This window comes from Microbispora siamensis (assembly GCF_016863095.1).
GTDB classification, from domain to species: domain Bacteria; phylum Actinomycetota; class Actinomycetes; order Streptosporangiales; family Streptosporangiaceae; genus Microbispora; species Microbispora siamensis.
This window is the reverse complement of sequence record NZ_BOOF01000031.1, coordinates 73,076-87,329: the sequence shown is the minus strand read 5'-3', so window position 1 is coordinate 87,329 and position 14,254 is coordinate 73,076. Positions and strand designations below refer to the sequence as shown.

General features: G+C 72.3%; 13 protein-coding genes. 2 read left to right on the top strand and 11 right to left on the bottom strand.

The features are described from left to right. Window positions 1–4: 4 nt before the first annotated feature. From Msi02_RS25685 to Msi02_RS25655, 7 genes are all read right to left on the bottom strand, one after another. The gene (locus Msi02_RS25685) at window positions 5–1,096 is read right to left on the bottom strand and encodes an SPFH domain-containing protein (protein ID WP_204050635.1); all 1,092 of its coding nucleotides are present in this window, start codon (window positions 1,094–1,096) and stop codon (window positions 5–7) included. A 3-nt stretch (window positions 1,097–1,099) separates the two neighbouring features. After that, window positions 1,100–1,531 (bottom strand): NfeD family protein, encoded by a 432-nt coding sequence (locus Msi02_RS25680; RefSeq protein WP_079319517.1) that lies wholly within the window; start codon window positions 1,529–1,531, stop codon window positions 1,100–1,102. 106 nt (window positions 1,532–1,637) lie between these two features. Continuing rightward, entirely contained in the window at window positions 1,638–2,069 is a 432-nt protein-coding gene (locus Msi02_RS25675; protein ID WP_204050634.1) for a VOC family protein, read from the bottom strand. Window positions 2,070–2,115: 46 nt separating this feature from the next. Then, window positions 2,116–3,297, bottom strand: coding sequence for a L,D-transpeptidase (locus tag Msi02_RS25670; protein WP_239108702.1), 1,182 nt, complete (start codon window positions 3,295–3,297; stop codon window positions 2,116–2,118). Window positions 3,298–3,335: 38 nt separating this feature from the next. Beyond that, window positions 3,336–4,427, bottom strand: a complete 1,092-nt coding sequence (fahA, locus tag Msi02_RS25665; RefSeq protein WP_204050687.1) for a fumarylacetoacetase — start codon at window positions 4,425–4,427, stop codon at window positions 3,336–3,338. Continuing rightward, window positions 4,424–5,590, bottom strand: a complete 1,167-nt coding sequence (locus Msi02_RS25660) for a homogentisate 1,2-dioxygenase (protein ID WP_079319515.1) — start codon at window positions 5,588–5,590, stop codon at window positions 4,424–4,426. Before Msi02_RS25660 ends, fahA begins: the two co-directional genes overlap by 4 nt. Window positions 5,591–5,730: 140 nt before the next feature. Next, window positions 5,731–6,384: a helix-turn-helix domain-containing protein gene (locus Msi02_RS25655; protein ID WP_239108701.1), complete on the bottom strand. Its 654-nt coding sequence runs from the start codon at window positions 6,382–6,384 to the stop codon at window positions 5,731–5,733. Window positions 6,385–6,484: 100 nt separating this feature from the next. Here Msi02_RS25655 and Msi02_RS25650 point away from each other — a divergent pair, with 100 nt between their 5' ends. Then, complete coding sequence (locus Msi02_RS25650; protein ID WP_204050633.1) at window positions 6,485–7,609, top strand: NAD(P)/FAD-dependent oxidoreductase; 1,125 nt, start codon at window positions 6,485–6,487, stop codon at window positions 7,607–7,609. Window positions 7,610–7,625: 16 nt separating this feature from the next. Here Msi02_RS25650 and Msi02_RS25645 read toward each other — a convergent pair whose 3' ends face one another. Both Msi02_RS25645 and Msi02_RS25640 read right to left on the bottom strand, forming a co-directional pair. After that, window positions 7,626–8,780 (bottom strand): PucR family transcriptional regulator, encoded by a 1,155-nt coding sequence (locus tag Msi02_RS25645; RefSeq protein WP_505745419.1) that lies wholly within the window; start codon window positions 8,778–8,780, stop codon window positions 7,626–7,628. Window positions 8,781–8,868: 88 nt separating this feature from the next. Beyond that, entirely contained in the window at window positions 8,869–9,081 is a 213-nt protein-coding gene (locus tag Msi02_RS25640; protein WP_142563672.1) for an EF-hand domain-containing protein, read from the bottom strand. Between the two features lie 118 nt (window positions 9,082–9,199). Between Msi02_RS25640 and Msi02_RS25635 the strand changes: the two genes are divergently transcribed. Next, a complete protein-coding gene (locus tag Msi02_RS25635; protein ID WP_204050632.1) occupies window positions 9,200–10,114 on the top strand; it encodes an SDR family oxidoreductase in 915 nt (304 codons plus the stop codon). Window positions 10,115–10,287: 173 nt separating this feature from the next. Here Msi02_RS25635 and Msi02_RS25630 read toward each other — a convergent pair whose 3' ends face one another. Beyond that, a complete protein-coding gene (locus tag Msi02_RS25630) occupies window positions 10,288–12,495 on the bottom strand; it encodes a sialidase family protein (protein ID WP_204050631.1) in 2,208 nt (735 codons plus the stop codon). A 181-nt stretch (window positions 12,496–12,676) separates the two neighbouring features. Next, the gene (locus tag Msi02_RS25625) at window positions 12,677–13,774 is read right to left on the bottom strand and encodes a cellulose binding domain-containing protein (protein ID WP_204050630.1); all 1,098 of its coding nucleotides are present in this window, start codon (window positions 13,772–13,774) and stop codon (window positions 12,677–12,679) included. Window positions 13,775–14,254: the final 480 nt, after the last annotated feature.

Below are 14,254 nucleotides of genomic sequence, written 5' to 3'. Positions count from 1 at the left end.
TGCGCTACGGGCGCTCGTCCGGGCGTACGGCGTGGGCCGGGTCGGGGTTGGAGACGCCGTCCGCGCCGAGGGCGGGACGACGGGCCTCGATCTGGCGCGGTCCCAGCTCGCTGTCCTCGGCCGCCGCCTTGGCCTCGGCGGCGGCGCGCTCGGCCTCGGCGACCGCCTCACTGCCCGCCGCGCTCCGCTCGTGCCTGCCGTCCGCCCCGGTGACCCGGCTGGCGGGCAGCGACTCGGTGAACGCCCTCGACAGCGTATTGAGCGCCGAGGTGACCTCGCTCGGGATCACCCACATCGTGTTGCCCTGGCCCTGGGCGAGCTGGGGCAGCACCTGGAGGTACTGGTAGGCGAGCAGCTTGGGGTCGGGGTCGTTGCGGTGCACGGCCTGGAACACCTCGTCGATCGCCTGCGACTGGCCCTGGGCCTTGAGGATCTGGGAGGTCCGCTCGCCCTCGGCGCGCAGGATCGCGCTCTGCTTCTCACCCTCGGCCGTGAGGATCTGCGACTGCCGCTGGCCCTCGGCCGTGAGGATCGCCGCGCGCTTGTCCCGCTCGGCGCGCATCTGCTTCTCCATCGCGTCCTTGATGGTCTTCGGCGGGTCGATCGCCTTGATCTCGACCCGGTTGACCCGGATGCCCCACTTGCCGGTGGCCTCGTCCAGCACGCCGCGCAGCTGGCTGTTGATCATGTCACGAGAGGTGAGCGTCTTCTCCAGGTCCATGCCGCCGACCACGTTGCGCAGCGTCGTCACGGTGAGCTGCTCGACGCCCTGGATGAAGTTGGCGATCTCGTACTCCGCCGCCCGGGGATCGGTGACCTGGAAATACAGCACCGTGTCGATGTCCACGACGAGGTTGTCCTCGGTGATGACCGGCTGCGGCTTGAACGACACCACCTGCTCGCGCAGGTCCAGCAGCGGCCGGACCCGGTCGATGAAGGGGATGACGAAGTTCAGGCCGGGGCCGAGTGTGCGGTAGTACCTGCCCAGGCGCTCGACGTTGCCGGCTCTGGCCTGGGGCACGATCCGGACCGCCCGCAGCACCGTCAGGATCGCGACGAACGCGATGACGATTCCGGCGATCACTGCTGCGTCCATTGCTCACTCCCGGGGATAGACGAGGGCGGTGGCGCCCTCGATCTCCATGACGTCGACCGTGGCCCCCGGCGGGATCACGAGCGTCTCGTCGTAGGCACGTGCCGACCACTCCTCGCCACCGATCCGGACCCGGCCGTCCCTGCCGGTGACCTCCTTGGTCACGTACGCGGACTTGCCGACGAGCGCGGACACTCCGAAGCGCTTCGGCGGCGGCTGCTTGATGTGCCGGAGCGCGATCGGGCGCACCCCGGCGAGGCCGGCGGCGGAGGCGACGACGAACACGGCCAACTGGATCGCGGGCGGCAGTCCGACGGCCGCGACGACGGTCGTGAGCAGGGCCGCGACGGACAGCAGCCCCAACGCCGCGGTCAGCGTGAAGATCTCCGCGGCACCCAGCACCGCCGCCAGGATGAGCCATACGATCCAGGGGTCCATTGCCGCCTCCATAGCAATGAACGAACACCGCTCTGGCCGGGTTCCTCCTCCTCAAACCTAACTCGTACGGCCGCGGTCTCCCAGAGCGCCGGGGCTCAGGCGGGTTTCACGCCGGGGACGGGGCGACGCGGAACTCGTTGCCCTCCGGGTCGGCCATCAGGATGTGGTCGTCGAACGCCTCGAGGATCGTGCCGCCGGCGCGCACCAGCCGGGCGGCCTCCGCCCTGATCCGCTCCCACCGGTCGGCGGCCGTGCCGTCTCCCGGCACGCGGACGTCGATGTGGAGCCGGTTTTCCGCCGTCTTCCGCTCGGGGACCCGGAGGATGGAGAGCCGAGGGCCGACCCCCTCGGGGTCGCAGAGGCAGGCCCCGTCGTCCTCGGTGCCGCCGGACGGCAGATCGGACCGCGCGAACGACTCATCACTGGTCGCGTATCGGGCCGCCGGGATCTCGTCGACGTAGCCGAGCGCCGTCTTCCAGAACTCGGCGAGGAGCCGGGCGTTCTCGCAGTAAAGGGTCAGATCGATTGCTACTGCCATGACTCGACCGTAATGCAGGACGCTGACTTGGATGCGGCCACCTCTGTCAAGAGGCGGCGGAAGGGGTCCCGGCGACGGCGTGCGGGAGGGCGCTGCCGGCCAGCCACCGGGGCCAGGAGAGCTGCCAGTAGCCCCAGCCGTTGTTCCACTCCAGTGCGCGCGTGGTGCCGGTGACGACGACGGGATCGCCGCGCAGCGCGTGCTCGTAGAACCACCGCGCCTGGTCGGGGTGGACGTTCACGCAGCCGTGGCTGACGTTGGCCCGGCCCTGCGCCCACAGGTTGTCCAGCGCGTGGACGTACTCGCCGCTGTTGGAGATCCGTACGGCGTAGTCGATCAGCTTGTCGTAGTAGCCGGGGTCGCCCTTGCGGCGGCCCGGCGAGACCATGCGGACGGGGTTGCCCTTGTCCATCGTCAGGTGGATCCCGCTCGTGGTCGTGTACTCCCTGGTGGTCGCCATGCCGGCGCTGATCGGCATGCGCTGGGCCACCCTGCCGTCCTGCCGCACCACCATCTGGTGGGCACGGGTGTCGACCGTGCTGATCATGGCCCGCCCCACGGTGAAGGCAACGCTCCGGTCGGCCGCGCCGTACGTGCCGGGAGCGGCGCGGACGCCGGCGAGATGAGCGGTGAAACGCACGTCGACACCGGCCGGCCACCACTTCCGCGGCCGGTAGACGACCTGGGTGGAGCTCGCCCAGTGCCAGGCGCCCTCGGCCGGGCCCCGGACCTCCAGCGCCCGCTCGACCGCCGCGCGGTCCTCGACCGGCCTGGTGAACGTCACGATGATCGGCATGCCGACCCCGACCGTCTCCCCGTCGTAGGGGACGACCGAGGCGACGGCGACCTCACGGCGCGGGGTGAGCGTGCGGAACCGGCCCGCGACCTGGGCGGTGACGCCCTGGGCGCCGGTCGCGACGGCGTTGACGACATACTGCGTGCCGGGGCGCAGCGTCCACGACGACCGCCACACGGTGCGGGCCGGGTCGAAGGCGCCGGGCACCGGGTCGCGCCCCGCGAACGCCAGCACGCTGGTCAGCCTGCCGCCCTCCGCCCTGACGACCAACCCCGCCTCCGGCGCGACGGACGCCGCGCCGGAGGCCGGGGTCATCGTGATGCGCGGCACGGGCGGCACGCGTACGGCGCAGCCCGCGACGAGCGCGGGACAGGCCACGAGCAGCACCGCGAACAGGGCACGGGCGGCGGGAGGCAGGGTGCGTGGCTTCACGGGCACCCAAGATAGCGAGGGGTGACGACAGAAATACGCTAAGTGGCCGGAAGGACCTTCCCCGAAACCTCGCCGAGGCTGATCCCGTGCGAGGTCCACGCGCTGATCGTTACGGTGTCGCCGTCCTCCAGGAAGGTGCGGGTCTCGCCGGGCAGTTTGACCGGGTCCGCGCCGTTCCAGGTCAGCTCGATGAGCGAACCCGGCTGCCCGATCGACGAGACCGTCCCGCTCGCGAACAAATCGCCGGTGCGCAGACGGGCGCCGTTCACGGTCATGTGGGCGAGCATCTGGTCGGGCGTCCAGTACATGTCGCGGAACGACGGCGTCGAGACCGTCTCGCCGTTCAGGTCGACGCGCAGGGTGAGGTCGAGCCCCCAGGGCGCCTGCCTGGCGAGGTACGGAAGGGGCTCGGGGTCCTGCGACCGGCCCTCGACCCTGGCCTCCTCCAGGGCGTCGAGCGGCGTGACCCACGCGGACATCGAGGTGGCGAACGACTTGCCCAGGAAAGGACCGAGCGGGACGTACTCCCACGCCTGGATGTCGCGGGCGCTCCAGTCGTTGACGAGCGCCACCCCGAAGACGTGGTCCTCGAACGCGCCCGCGCGCTCGCCCAGCCGCGTCGGCACCCCGACGACGAAGCCGACCTCCGCCTCGATGTCGAGCTTCTGCGACGGGCCGAACGACGGCCGCTGCCCGCACGGCCGCCTGATCGGCGTCCCCGAGACGACGACGGTGCCCGCCCGCCCGTGGTAGCCGACGGGCAGGTGCCGCCAGTTCTGCTTCAGCGGCTCGTCGTCCGGCCGGAACATCCGCCCGAGGTTCGACGCGTGCTCGAGCGAGGCGTAGAAGTCCACGTAGTCGGCCACCTCGACCGGCAGGTGCAGGGTCACCTCCGCCAGCGGGATCAGGTGGTCGCCCGTGGCCGCCGCCTCGCGTACCCGCGCCCGTGTCTCCTGCCAGGCCGCACGGCCCAGGGCCAGCAGCGGGTTGAGGCTGGGCGCCGCGTAGACGTCCCCGCCGAGGGCGGCCGCCAGGTCGAGGACCTGGTCCCCGACCCGGACGCCGACCCTGCGGGGCTCCCCGGGCCGGGAGAACACGCCGTACGGCAGGTTGTCGAGCCCGAAGCTCATCTCGCCCACGTCCACGCGTAGTCGGTGTCCTCGCACGCCAGGGCGGCCTGGCCGAGGTCGAGCGGGCGGAAGGTGTCGATCATGACGGCCATCTCGGTCGTCTCGGTGTGCCCCTGGCGTACGGCCTCGACGGCGGCCTCCACCGCGCCCGGCTGCGGGCCGTGCGTGAAGCCGGCCGGGTGCAGTGAGATCGAGCCGACGTCGATGCCCGACCCCCTCCTCGCCGTGTAGTCGCCGCCCACGTAGAACATGAACTCGTCGGAGTCCACGTTGTGGTGGTTGTACGGGATCGGCACGGCCTCCGGATGGAAGTCCAGCGGCCGCGGACAGAACGAGCAGACGACGAAGCCCGGGCCCTCGAACGTCTGGTGAACCGGCGGCGGCGCGTGGGTGCGCTTCACGATCGGCTCGAAGTCCTGGATGTTGAACGCGTACGGGTAGAGGCAGCCGTCCCAGCCCACCACGTCGAAGGGATGGTGGGCGTAGGTCAGCCGGGTCAGCCCGCCCCGCGTCCTGACCAGGACCGGGACCTCCTCCCCGTCCACGAGCAGCGGCTCGGCCGGTGCGCGCAGGTCGCGCTCGCAGTACGGCGCGTGCTCAAGGAACTGGCCGAACTGGGACAGGTAGCGCTTCGGCGGTCTGATGTGCCCGGCCGCCTCGATCACCAGCGCGGTCACCGGTCCCTCGGGCACCCACCGGTGGATCGTCCCGGTGGGGATCACCACGTAGTCGCCCTCGGCCACGTCCAGCGCGCCGTACGCCGACTCGAACCGGGCCCTGCCGCTCGCGATGTAGACGCACTCGTCGCCCATCGAGTCGCGGTACAGCTCGCTGGGCGCCTGCGTCGCGGCGTACGAGATGCGGACGTCGGAGTTGCCCGCGAGCAGCATCCGCCCGGAGACCAGGTCGCCGTCGGGCGTCAGGTCCCGGGTACGGAAATGGCGCGGGGACAGCGGCAGGTTGGGCGTGAGGCCGGGCGCTCCGGCGTCCACGGCCTCGGCCTTGACGATGGCGGTCGGCGCGTGGCGGTGGTAGAGCAACGAGGAGTCGGAGGAGAAGCCCTCCTCTCCCATGAGCTCCTCCTTGTACAGCCCGCCGTCGGGTGCGCGGAACTGCACGTGGCGCTTGCGTGGCACCTCCCCGACCACGCGGTAGTACGGCATGACGCCTCCTCTGCTTGTCCGGCCTGTGCTTGTCCGGCAGATATTGTCCGTTAATCGGACGTCAGTGTCCTATATATGTACGACGATTCGCCATGCCGCCGGGAATGTCAAGCTGCCGCCCATTGCTCAAGTGGTGATCGTCAGCGCGGGGGCTCGGACAGCGCGGACGTGAGGCGGCCGGCGGCCTCCAGGACCAACGGGCCCACCTTGTCCGCGTCGAGGTCGGCGAAGCTGACCACGCCGACGGACGCCTCCAGCCACGGCAGGCCCGGGATCGGCGCGGCGATGCCCTGCGCGCCCTCCTGGAGGTGTCCGCTGCTCGTGTGCAGCGGCGGCTCCGTGCGGCCCTCGCGCAGCGCGAGCAGCGCCAGCCCGGCCGCGCCGCGCGTCAGCGGATGGCGCGAGCCCTCCCGGTAGGCGACGTGGAAGTCGGTCCACGAGGGCTCGACCACCGCGACAGCCAGGCCCTCGTCGCCCTCGGCCACCGTCAGGTGCGCGGTCGCCCCGGCCTGCTCCGCCAGCGCGCGCAGCGCCGGCAGCGCCGCCGCCCGCAGCAGGGGATGCACGGCCTGGGCCAGCACGAGCACCCCGAAGCCCAGGTGCACGCGGCCCTGCGCGTCCCGCCGGGCGAAGCCCTCGGCCTGCAGGGTCGTCAGGAGCCGGTAGACGATCGGCCGGCTCAGGCCCAGCTCCTGGGCGAGCTCGGTCGGCGTGCGGCCCCGGTTCGCGTCGGCGAGCAGCCGCAACAGCCGTAAGCCCCGTTCGAGCGTCTGCGCCGATTCGGCCGCCATCATGCCTTTGATTATCGCCGCACCGGTGCGGCGATCGGCGAAACCTGCATCCGACGTAGCCTACGTCGGACGTAGGTTTCGGTCCGCGATCAAGGAGCGGTGGATGAAGTCGGCGATCGTGGTGGGGGCGGGGATCTGGGGGGCGTCGCTGGCGCTGCGGCTGGCCGACGAGGGCTGGCGGGTGACGCTCGTCGAGCAGTACGCGCCGGGTCACGTGCGTCAGGCCAGCGCCGGGGAGACCCGCCTGCTGCGCTGCGCGCACGGCTCCGACGACTGGTATCCCCGGCTGGCCCGGCAGGCCCGCGACGCCTGGCGCCGGCTGGAGCAGCGGACCGGCGAGGACCTGTACGTCGAGTCGGGGCTGATGTGGTTCGCCCGCGACCCGGACGGCTGGGAGACGCGCAGCGCCCGGGTGCTCGAGCGGCTGGACATCCCCTGTGAGCTGCTCGATCCGGCCGAGGCGGCGCGGCGGTTCCCCGGCCTGCGGGGCGACGACCTCGCCTTCGTGCTGTGGGAGCCGAACGCCGGAGTGCTGCGGGCCCGGCGGGCGACGCAGGTGACCGCGCGCCTCGCCGTCGCGGCCGGCGTGCGGCAGGTCCGCGCCCGGGCCGTGCCGTACGGGCGAGGGGCCGGTGTCGTGGCGGACGGCGAGGTGCTGACGGCGGACCGCGTGGTCTGGGCGTGCGGCGCGTGGCTGCCGCGGCTGTTCCCGCACGAGGCGGGACACGTCCAGGTGACGCGGCAGGACACCTTCCACTTCGGGGTGCCCAGGGACTGGACCACGCCGCCGCTGCCCGCGTTCTGCGACTACGACCTGTCGGCGTACGGGCACGGCGACCTGGACGGCATGGGGATGAAGATCACCGGCGATGCCGAGGGCGAGCCGTACGACCCGGAGAGCGGCGGCAGGCGGGTGCTGCGGCACACCGAGGAGCAGGCGCGCGCCTACCTTGCCAGGCGGTTCCCGTCACTGGTGGGCGCGCCGGTGGTGTTCAGCCAGGTCTGCCAGTACGCGCTGACCAGGGACGCCGAGTGGATCATCGCCGAGGTCGAGGACGGCGTCTGGCTGCTCGGCGGGGAGTCCGGGCACGGCTTCAAGCACGCCCCGGCCCTGGCCGGATACGTGGCGGAGATCCTCGACGGCGAGCGGGAGCCGGAGGCGCGGTTCGGCCTGCACGAGCGGTCGACGGCGCGGGGCCTGCGGACCAGCGGCGGCACCGTCTCGTAGAGAGAGCGGACCCGGCCTAACCGGGCGGGTCCTGACGGGCCTGGCGGGCGCGCAGGACGATCTCCAGCTCGAACCGGACGTCGGGGTCGGCGAGCGCGTCGCCGTACAGCTGCTCGATCTGGCGCAGGCGATAACGCACGGTCTGCGGGTGGACGTGGAGCGCCGCGGCGACCTCGGCGACGCCCCGGCCGTGCCGCAGCCAGGCGAGCAGGGTCTCGGCCAGGCGGTCCTGCTGGCTCCGGCGCAGGTGGGCGAGGGGCGCGAGGCGCACCTCCGCCAGGGCGGCCACCAGGTCCTCGTCCTTGAAGACGACCAGCGTGGCCATGTGGTCGGCGCAGCGCAGCAGCCCCCGCCGGGGCAGGACGCCGCGGGTGCCGAGGTCGAGGGCCTCCCTGGCCCAGCCGAGCGAGTTCGCGGCGGCGGCGAGCGGCACGGCAGGGCCGATCGCGGCCCGCCAGCCGCGCAGGGCGCTCTCCAGCGCCTGCACCCGCCCGGGGCCGCCGGGGTCGGGCACCACGAGACACGGGACGTTGCGGTCGAGCCCGGTCAGCACGTCCGGCGGCAGCACCGGGAGGGGAGAACCGCCGTCGCGTTCCTCCAGGGCCACCCCGGCGACAGTGCGAGGCAGCCGCCAGGCGGCCGCCCTGGCCAGGTCGGCGACGGCCTCCGGCGAGGCCGCGGGACGGGTGAGCAGCAGGTCGAGCAGCCGCCGGCGGCGGCGCTCCATCTCGCCGGCCGCGTGCGCCCGCGCCTCGGCGAAGCCCTCCGCCGCCGCGGCGGCGAGCTGGTCGAGGTAGACGAAGATGGCCTCGCCCAGGTCGTACAGCGTCCGCGGGTCGAGGCCGAGCTGCTCGGACTGCTCGGTGAGCCGTCGCCACGCCACTCGCGCGCCCAGCCGCATCGCGGTTTGGAAGGGCTCGAGGTCGCGCCCCTCGGCGGCCTCGCCCCTGCCGATCGTCCGGAAGACCTCGGGGTCCCACGGCGCCCGCGGGTTCTCGATGCGTTCCAGGAACCCCCGCAGCGCCTGGTTGACCGACAGCCGAAGGACCTTGATGTAGACCTCGTCCGCCGGGCGGGCGTATTCGGGCACCCGCCGCTGGATCTCCGCGATCATGCGGTCCGCGACGTCGCCCATGCGGGGACGCAGCAGCCTCGCGACGCCCGCCGGCACCGCGCCCCAGAACTCGTCGTCGCCTTTCAGCGCTCGCTCAACGTCCCGCTCGCCCCGCTCGCCTCGGTCAGTGCCGCTCAGCGCCCGCTCAACGCTGCTCGGCGCTGCTCAGCCAGGCGCCGAACTCCTCCAGGTCGATCAGGCCGTCGCGGTCGGCGTCGACCCTGTCGATCGCGCCCTGCGCTCCCTGCAGCGTGAGCGGCCGGCCGAGCACCTCCATCAGGCGTACGAGCTCCTCGGCCGAGATCCGCCCGTCCCCGTCGGTGTCGATAAGTTGAAAAGTCGCCGCATATTCGCTCATGCCGTCCTCCTCCGGGATCGCGATCAGCACCCTAGCTGAAAGCACGCGCTGCCCCCAGAGATCGCGGCCAACCCGCGGGTTCCGTTTTTGTCGGTGGCGTGTGCCAGCATGCCGTCTCATGACGAGCAGCCTGGAGGGGAAGGTCGCACTGGTCGCCGGGGCGACCCGGGGCGCGGGACGCGGCATCGCGGTCGAGCTGGGTGCGGCGGGGGCGACGGTCTACGTGACCGGCCGCAGCACCCGCGAGCGGCGCTCGGAGATGAACAGGCCGGAGACGATCGAGGAGACGGCCGAGCTGGTCACGGCCGCCGGCGGGCGGGGGATCGCCGTGCCGGTGGACCACCTCGACCGCGAGCAGGTGCGGGCCCTCGTGGAGCGGATCGACGCCGAGCAGGGCGGGCTCGACGTGCTGGTCAACGACATCTGGGGCGGCGAGCTGCTGTTCAGCTGGACCGATTCGCTCTGGGAGCACTCGCTCGACGACGGCCTGCGCATTCTGCGGCTGGCGATCGACACGCACATCATCACCAGCCACTACGCGCTGCCGCTGCTGATTCGCAGGCCGGGTGGTCTGGTGGTCGAGGTCACCGACGGCACGGCGGAGTACAACGCCGCCAACTACCGCGTCTCGTTCTTCTACGACCTCGCGAAGACGTCCGTGAACCGCATGGCGTTCGCCCAGGCCAAGGAGCTGGCGCCGCATGGCGCGACCGCGGTGTCGCTCACGCCGGGCTGGCTGCGATCGGAGATCATGCTGGAGCACTTCGGCGTGACTGAGGCCAACTGGCGCGACGCGCTGGACAAGGTGCCGCACTTCGCCATCTCCGAGACCCCGGCCTTCGTCGGGCGCGCGGTGGCGGCCCTGGCCGCCGACCCGGAGGTGAGCCGCTGGAACGGGCAGTCGCTGTCCAGCGGCCAGCTGGCCCAGGTTTACGGCTTCACCGACGTGGACGGCAGCCGCCCCGACTGCTGGCGATATCTCGTGGAGGTCCAGGACGCCGGCCGCCCCGCCGACGTCACCGGCTACCGATGACCGAGCCGGTCCGGTTCCCGCTTCCGCCCGCTGGAGACGCCGGACGGGACCGCGAGGAGCGGAGCGGGCGGGAGCGAGGACCGGGGCTTCCGGCCGGCGCGGTGACGTCCGGAAATCAGTGACGTCCGGAAATCGGATGCTCGCCGGTGCCCCAGCGCGGCGGCCTGCGCCGATCAGGCGGTGCCGAGGGTGGCCGTGACCAGGGTCCAGTCGATGTGGGCCTCGGCCGCGTTGCCGCCCGCCGTGCCCGCCACCCAGTGCGCTACCTGCGGCGTCTCCCTGCTGTCCGGCACCACCCAGGTCGCGCCCGTGTCCGCGCCGTCGCGGTGCAGGCGGGCCACTCCCGCGCTGTCCACGGTCACCTTCCAGGTGGCGGGTCGGCCGGCCTCGGGGAGCGTGAGGATCCTCTCCCAGGTGCCGGATCCCTTCGTCATCGTCCACACGCCGCCCCGCTGCACCGTCAGCATGAGCCGCCGGGCGCCGTTGGCGACCTTCGTCCCGAGGCTGACCCCTCGTCCGGTCCGCGGGTCCAGGGCGCTGTCGTCGATCACCCGGCCGCGGAACTCCACGGTGAAGTCGCACGCCCTGGTCACATCGAGGGGCAGCACGGCCGAGACGACCCCGCTCGTGGTGCTGCGCAGGCGCAGGCCGCCGTTCATGAGAGTCGCTCCCCGGTCGAGTGCCCATCCCGTCCAGGAGCCGCCCGCCACGTGGTCGGTGACCTCGACCAGATCCAGCACGGCCTCCCCGTCACCGCCGACCGACACGCCCGGCGGGCCGTCCGTCGCCGGGAGCGTCCACCGCGCTCCGGCAGGGCCTGCCGGGGGGACGGCCTGCGCGGCCGCGGTGCCCGCCGCGTCGACGATCACCCGCCACCGGTCACCCACCCCCGGAACGGCCACCCATCCCTCCGCCGTCAGGGCGTGCGGGCCGTCGGGCCGTACGGCCACCCTGAGGAGGCGCGTGCCCGTGCTCACCTCGATCGCCAGGCCGTCGCCGGAGCTCGGGAAGCGCGTCACCCTGCCGTGGAAGGTCAGGACGAAGCCCTCGCGCGGTCCGTACGGGCGGCTGATCCGCCCGGCGGCCAGGCGCAGCGCGGGGACGCCATCGGGGGAGGAGGCCGGCCTGGCCGGGCCGCCTTCGCCGAATGGTCCGATGACTTCGGCGCCGCCGCTCATGGTCCATCCGCCCCAGCCGGGAGCGACCCCGGTGAAGACGTCGGCCAGGTCGAGGCGGGCGAGCTTGATCTCGATCTGGTTGTGCTCCCAGACCACGAAGAACCGGCCCGGCTCGTACTCGTCGGCCGAGGCGTAGACGTCCCAGCCGCGGGCCGCGCCCCGGGTGAGCCGCCTGCCGTCGGCGAAGAGCCGTCCCGGGCCCCACGGTGTGCCCGGCCGTCTGACCTTGTAGTAGAGGACCTCGCGATACTGGTCGGGCTTCGCGGACGCCGGGCCGGTGAACGGCCCGGCCAGGGTGTTGTACACGGTCAGATAGCGACCGAGGGAGTCCTTCGCGAAGAACGTCTTGACGTAGTAGTTCGGCAGTTCGGGGTCCACGGCGAAGGCGGACCAGGTCAGCCCGCCGTCGGTGCTGGTCGCGGTCGCGGCGTACGCGGCATGGGTGCGGTAGTGGGCGTCCTTGTCCGCCGCGGTGCCGCCGTGCAAGGTGCGCGCGATCATGAGCAGCGTGCGCGGGTCGTCCTGGGCCACGACGACCTGCGGCTCCTCGACGGACAGGCCGGGCGGGTTGTCCGCCAGGGCGCCCGGCGTCCAGGTGACCAGGTCGGCCGAGCGCAGCACGCCCGCCCTGGTGGTGCCGCCCGCCGCCTGCCAGTACGGCACCAGCCAGACGCCCTCATGCCTGAGGGGTTTGCCGGCCACGACGACCCCACGGGAGTTGGGCGGCACGGCGACGGAGAGGGGGTGATCGGCCCAGGTGCGGCCGTCGTCGGTGCTCCTCCTGGCGACCATCGTCACCGGGAAGCCGTCGACGTTCCCCGCGGCGTCGCGGTCGGCCGCGATCGTGATCCGGCCGAGCAGCGCCAGCAGCGCGTCGCCGTCCTTCAGGAACACGGCGTAGTGGTAGCGATGGGTGGAGGTGTCCGCCGCGAGAGTGCCGGTGGTCCAGGTGCGGCCGCCGTCCCCGGACCGGGCGTACATGATCGCGCCCTGGTCGGTGGGCGTGGGGTCCACCGGGTCGGCCGCCCCGGCCCGCCAGGCGACCACGAGACGGCGGGCGTCGAGGGCGGCGACGTCGGGGACCCGGATGCCCTCGTGGGCGAGTTCGCGCACAGAGCCGGTGCCGCCGTACACGGTGACGGGGTCGCGGACGGCGGCGCCGACCACGTCGATATCCGGCCATGACCGGTCAGAGGGGATCACCCGTACCAGGGAACACGGTCGCCGACCGCGAGACGGCGGCTGTCACGAACAGTTCGAAAGACGTGCATCCGGCCGTAAGCGCGCGTCCCCCGGGCCCGCATAGGGGGCACCGGGGGACACCGGGGGACGCACGCCTGCCGGGCGGGCCGACCGCGCCGTTAGAGGCCCGGCCCGATCGAGGTCAGGCGGCCGCGCAGGCGGGCGTGGGAGCGGAATTGGACGCGTTCCAGGAGGCGATGAAGCCGAAGGTGGTGCTCGCGCCGGCGCCGAGGGAGCCGTTCCAGCTCTCGTTCTTCACGGTCACGCTCGCCCCGCTCTGGGTGGCCTTGCCGCCCCACACCTGGGTCACCTGCTGCCCGTTGGCGAAGGTCCAGGTCACGGTCCAGGCGCTGATGGGAGCGGTGCCCGTGTTCTTGACCGTGACCTCACCCTGGAAGCCGCCGCCCCACTGGTTTGTGATCTTGTAGGTCGCGCCGCAGCCCGAGGGCCCGGACGAGGGCGAGGGCGAGGGGGACGGAGAAGGCGACCGGGTCGGCGAGGGGCTGGGGCTGGGGCTGCGACTCGGGCTGGGGCTGGGCGACGGCTGCGCGCCGCCGAGCAGGGCCGACAGGGCGGGGTACCACTTGTCCGCCATCTTCTGGTTGCCGCTGTCGTTGGGGTGCACGCCGTCGTAGGTGTCCGTGCTCGTGCTGAAGCCGGTCCACTGGTCGACGACCACGATCGGGGAGGCCGCCGTGGTCTTCGCGGCGGCCCAGCCCGGGATCGCGCTGTTCAGGGCGACGGCCCGCTGGGCGCACTCGGGGCAGGTGCTCGGGTTCATCGGGATGATCTGGGCGACCAGGATCTTCATGTTCGGGTTGCTCGCCCGCATCTGGTCCACGAGCTTGCCGTAGGCCGCGAGGATCGTGTCGGTGGGCTTGTTGCTCCACACGTCGTTGGTGCCGAAGTGCATCATCACGATGTCGGGACGGGTCGCCGAGAGCCAGCCCGGGAGCTGGTTCTGGTCGGCGACGTTCGTGACGAGGAAGCCGCCGTGGCCCTCGTTGTCGCCGTCGTACGGCACCCCGCACCCCTGGGCGGGCAGCGTCCCCACCATGTCGATGTCGGTGAAGCCGCCGTTCTGCAGCTTGTTCCACAACAGGGCCCGCCAGCAGCCGGGCGATCCGGTGATCGAGTCGCCAAGGGGCATGATCCGCACCGTTGCCGCCTCGGCGGGCCGGGCGACGAGCAGCCCGAGCACCACGAGCAGGGCCGCCACCACCGCGCTTCTCTTCGACATCGCGTCTCTCCCTCGTGCTGTCCGGCGCGATGGTAGAGAGCGGCCCGCCGCCCGGCCCAGGGACGAGGCGCGGCAAAAGCCCTGACCAGCGGGGGATGTATGTACGTTTCATCCGATGACTCACCGGCCGGCGGTCGCATCTCGTCCGACCCGGCGAGCACTCGAGGCGCAGCCGCCTTCTCGTTCATCGCCTGCGGCGATGCCGGGTTCCACCTGGCAGCACGACCGAATATGCTGCACGTCGGTCTACTTTTCGCACGTCACCGAGAGGATTCGGTCCCCATGTACAAGGAGTTCCTCGGCGAGGTCGTGGTGTGGCTGATTCCCATCGTCATCCTCGTGGGCATCGCGCTGCTGGTGACCAGCCACGCCTGACGACACGTCCTGAGGAGGGCCGGGCCGCGATGGCCCGGCCCTTCCCTCTTTTACGCCCCGCAAAACGTGTCACACATCACTATGTGGGCAAAGCACGCCATCGCC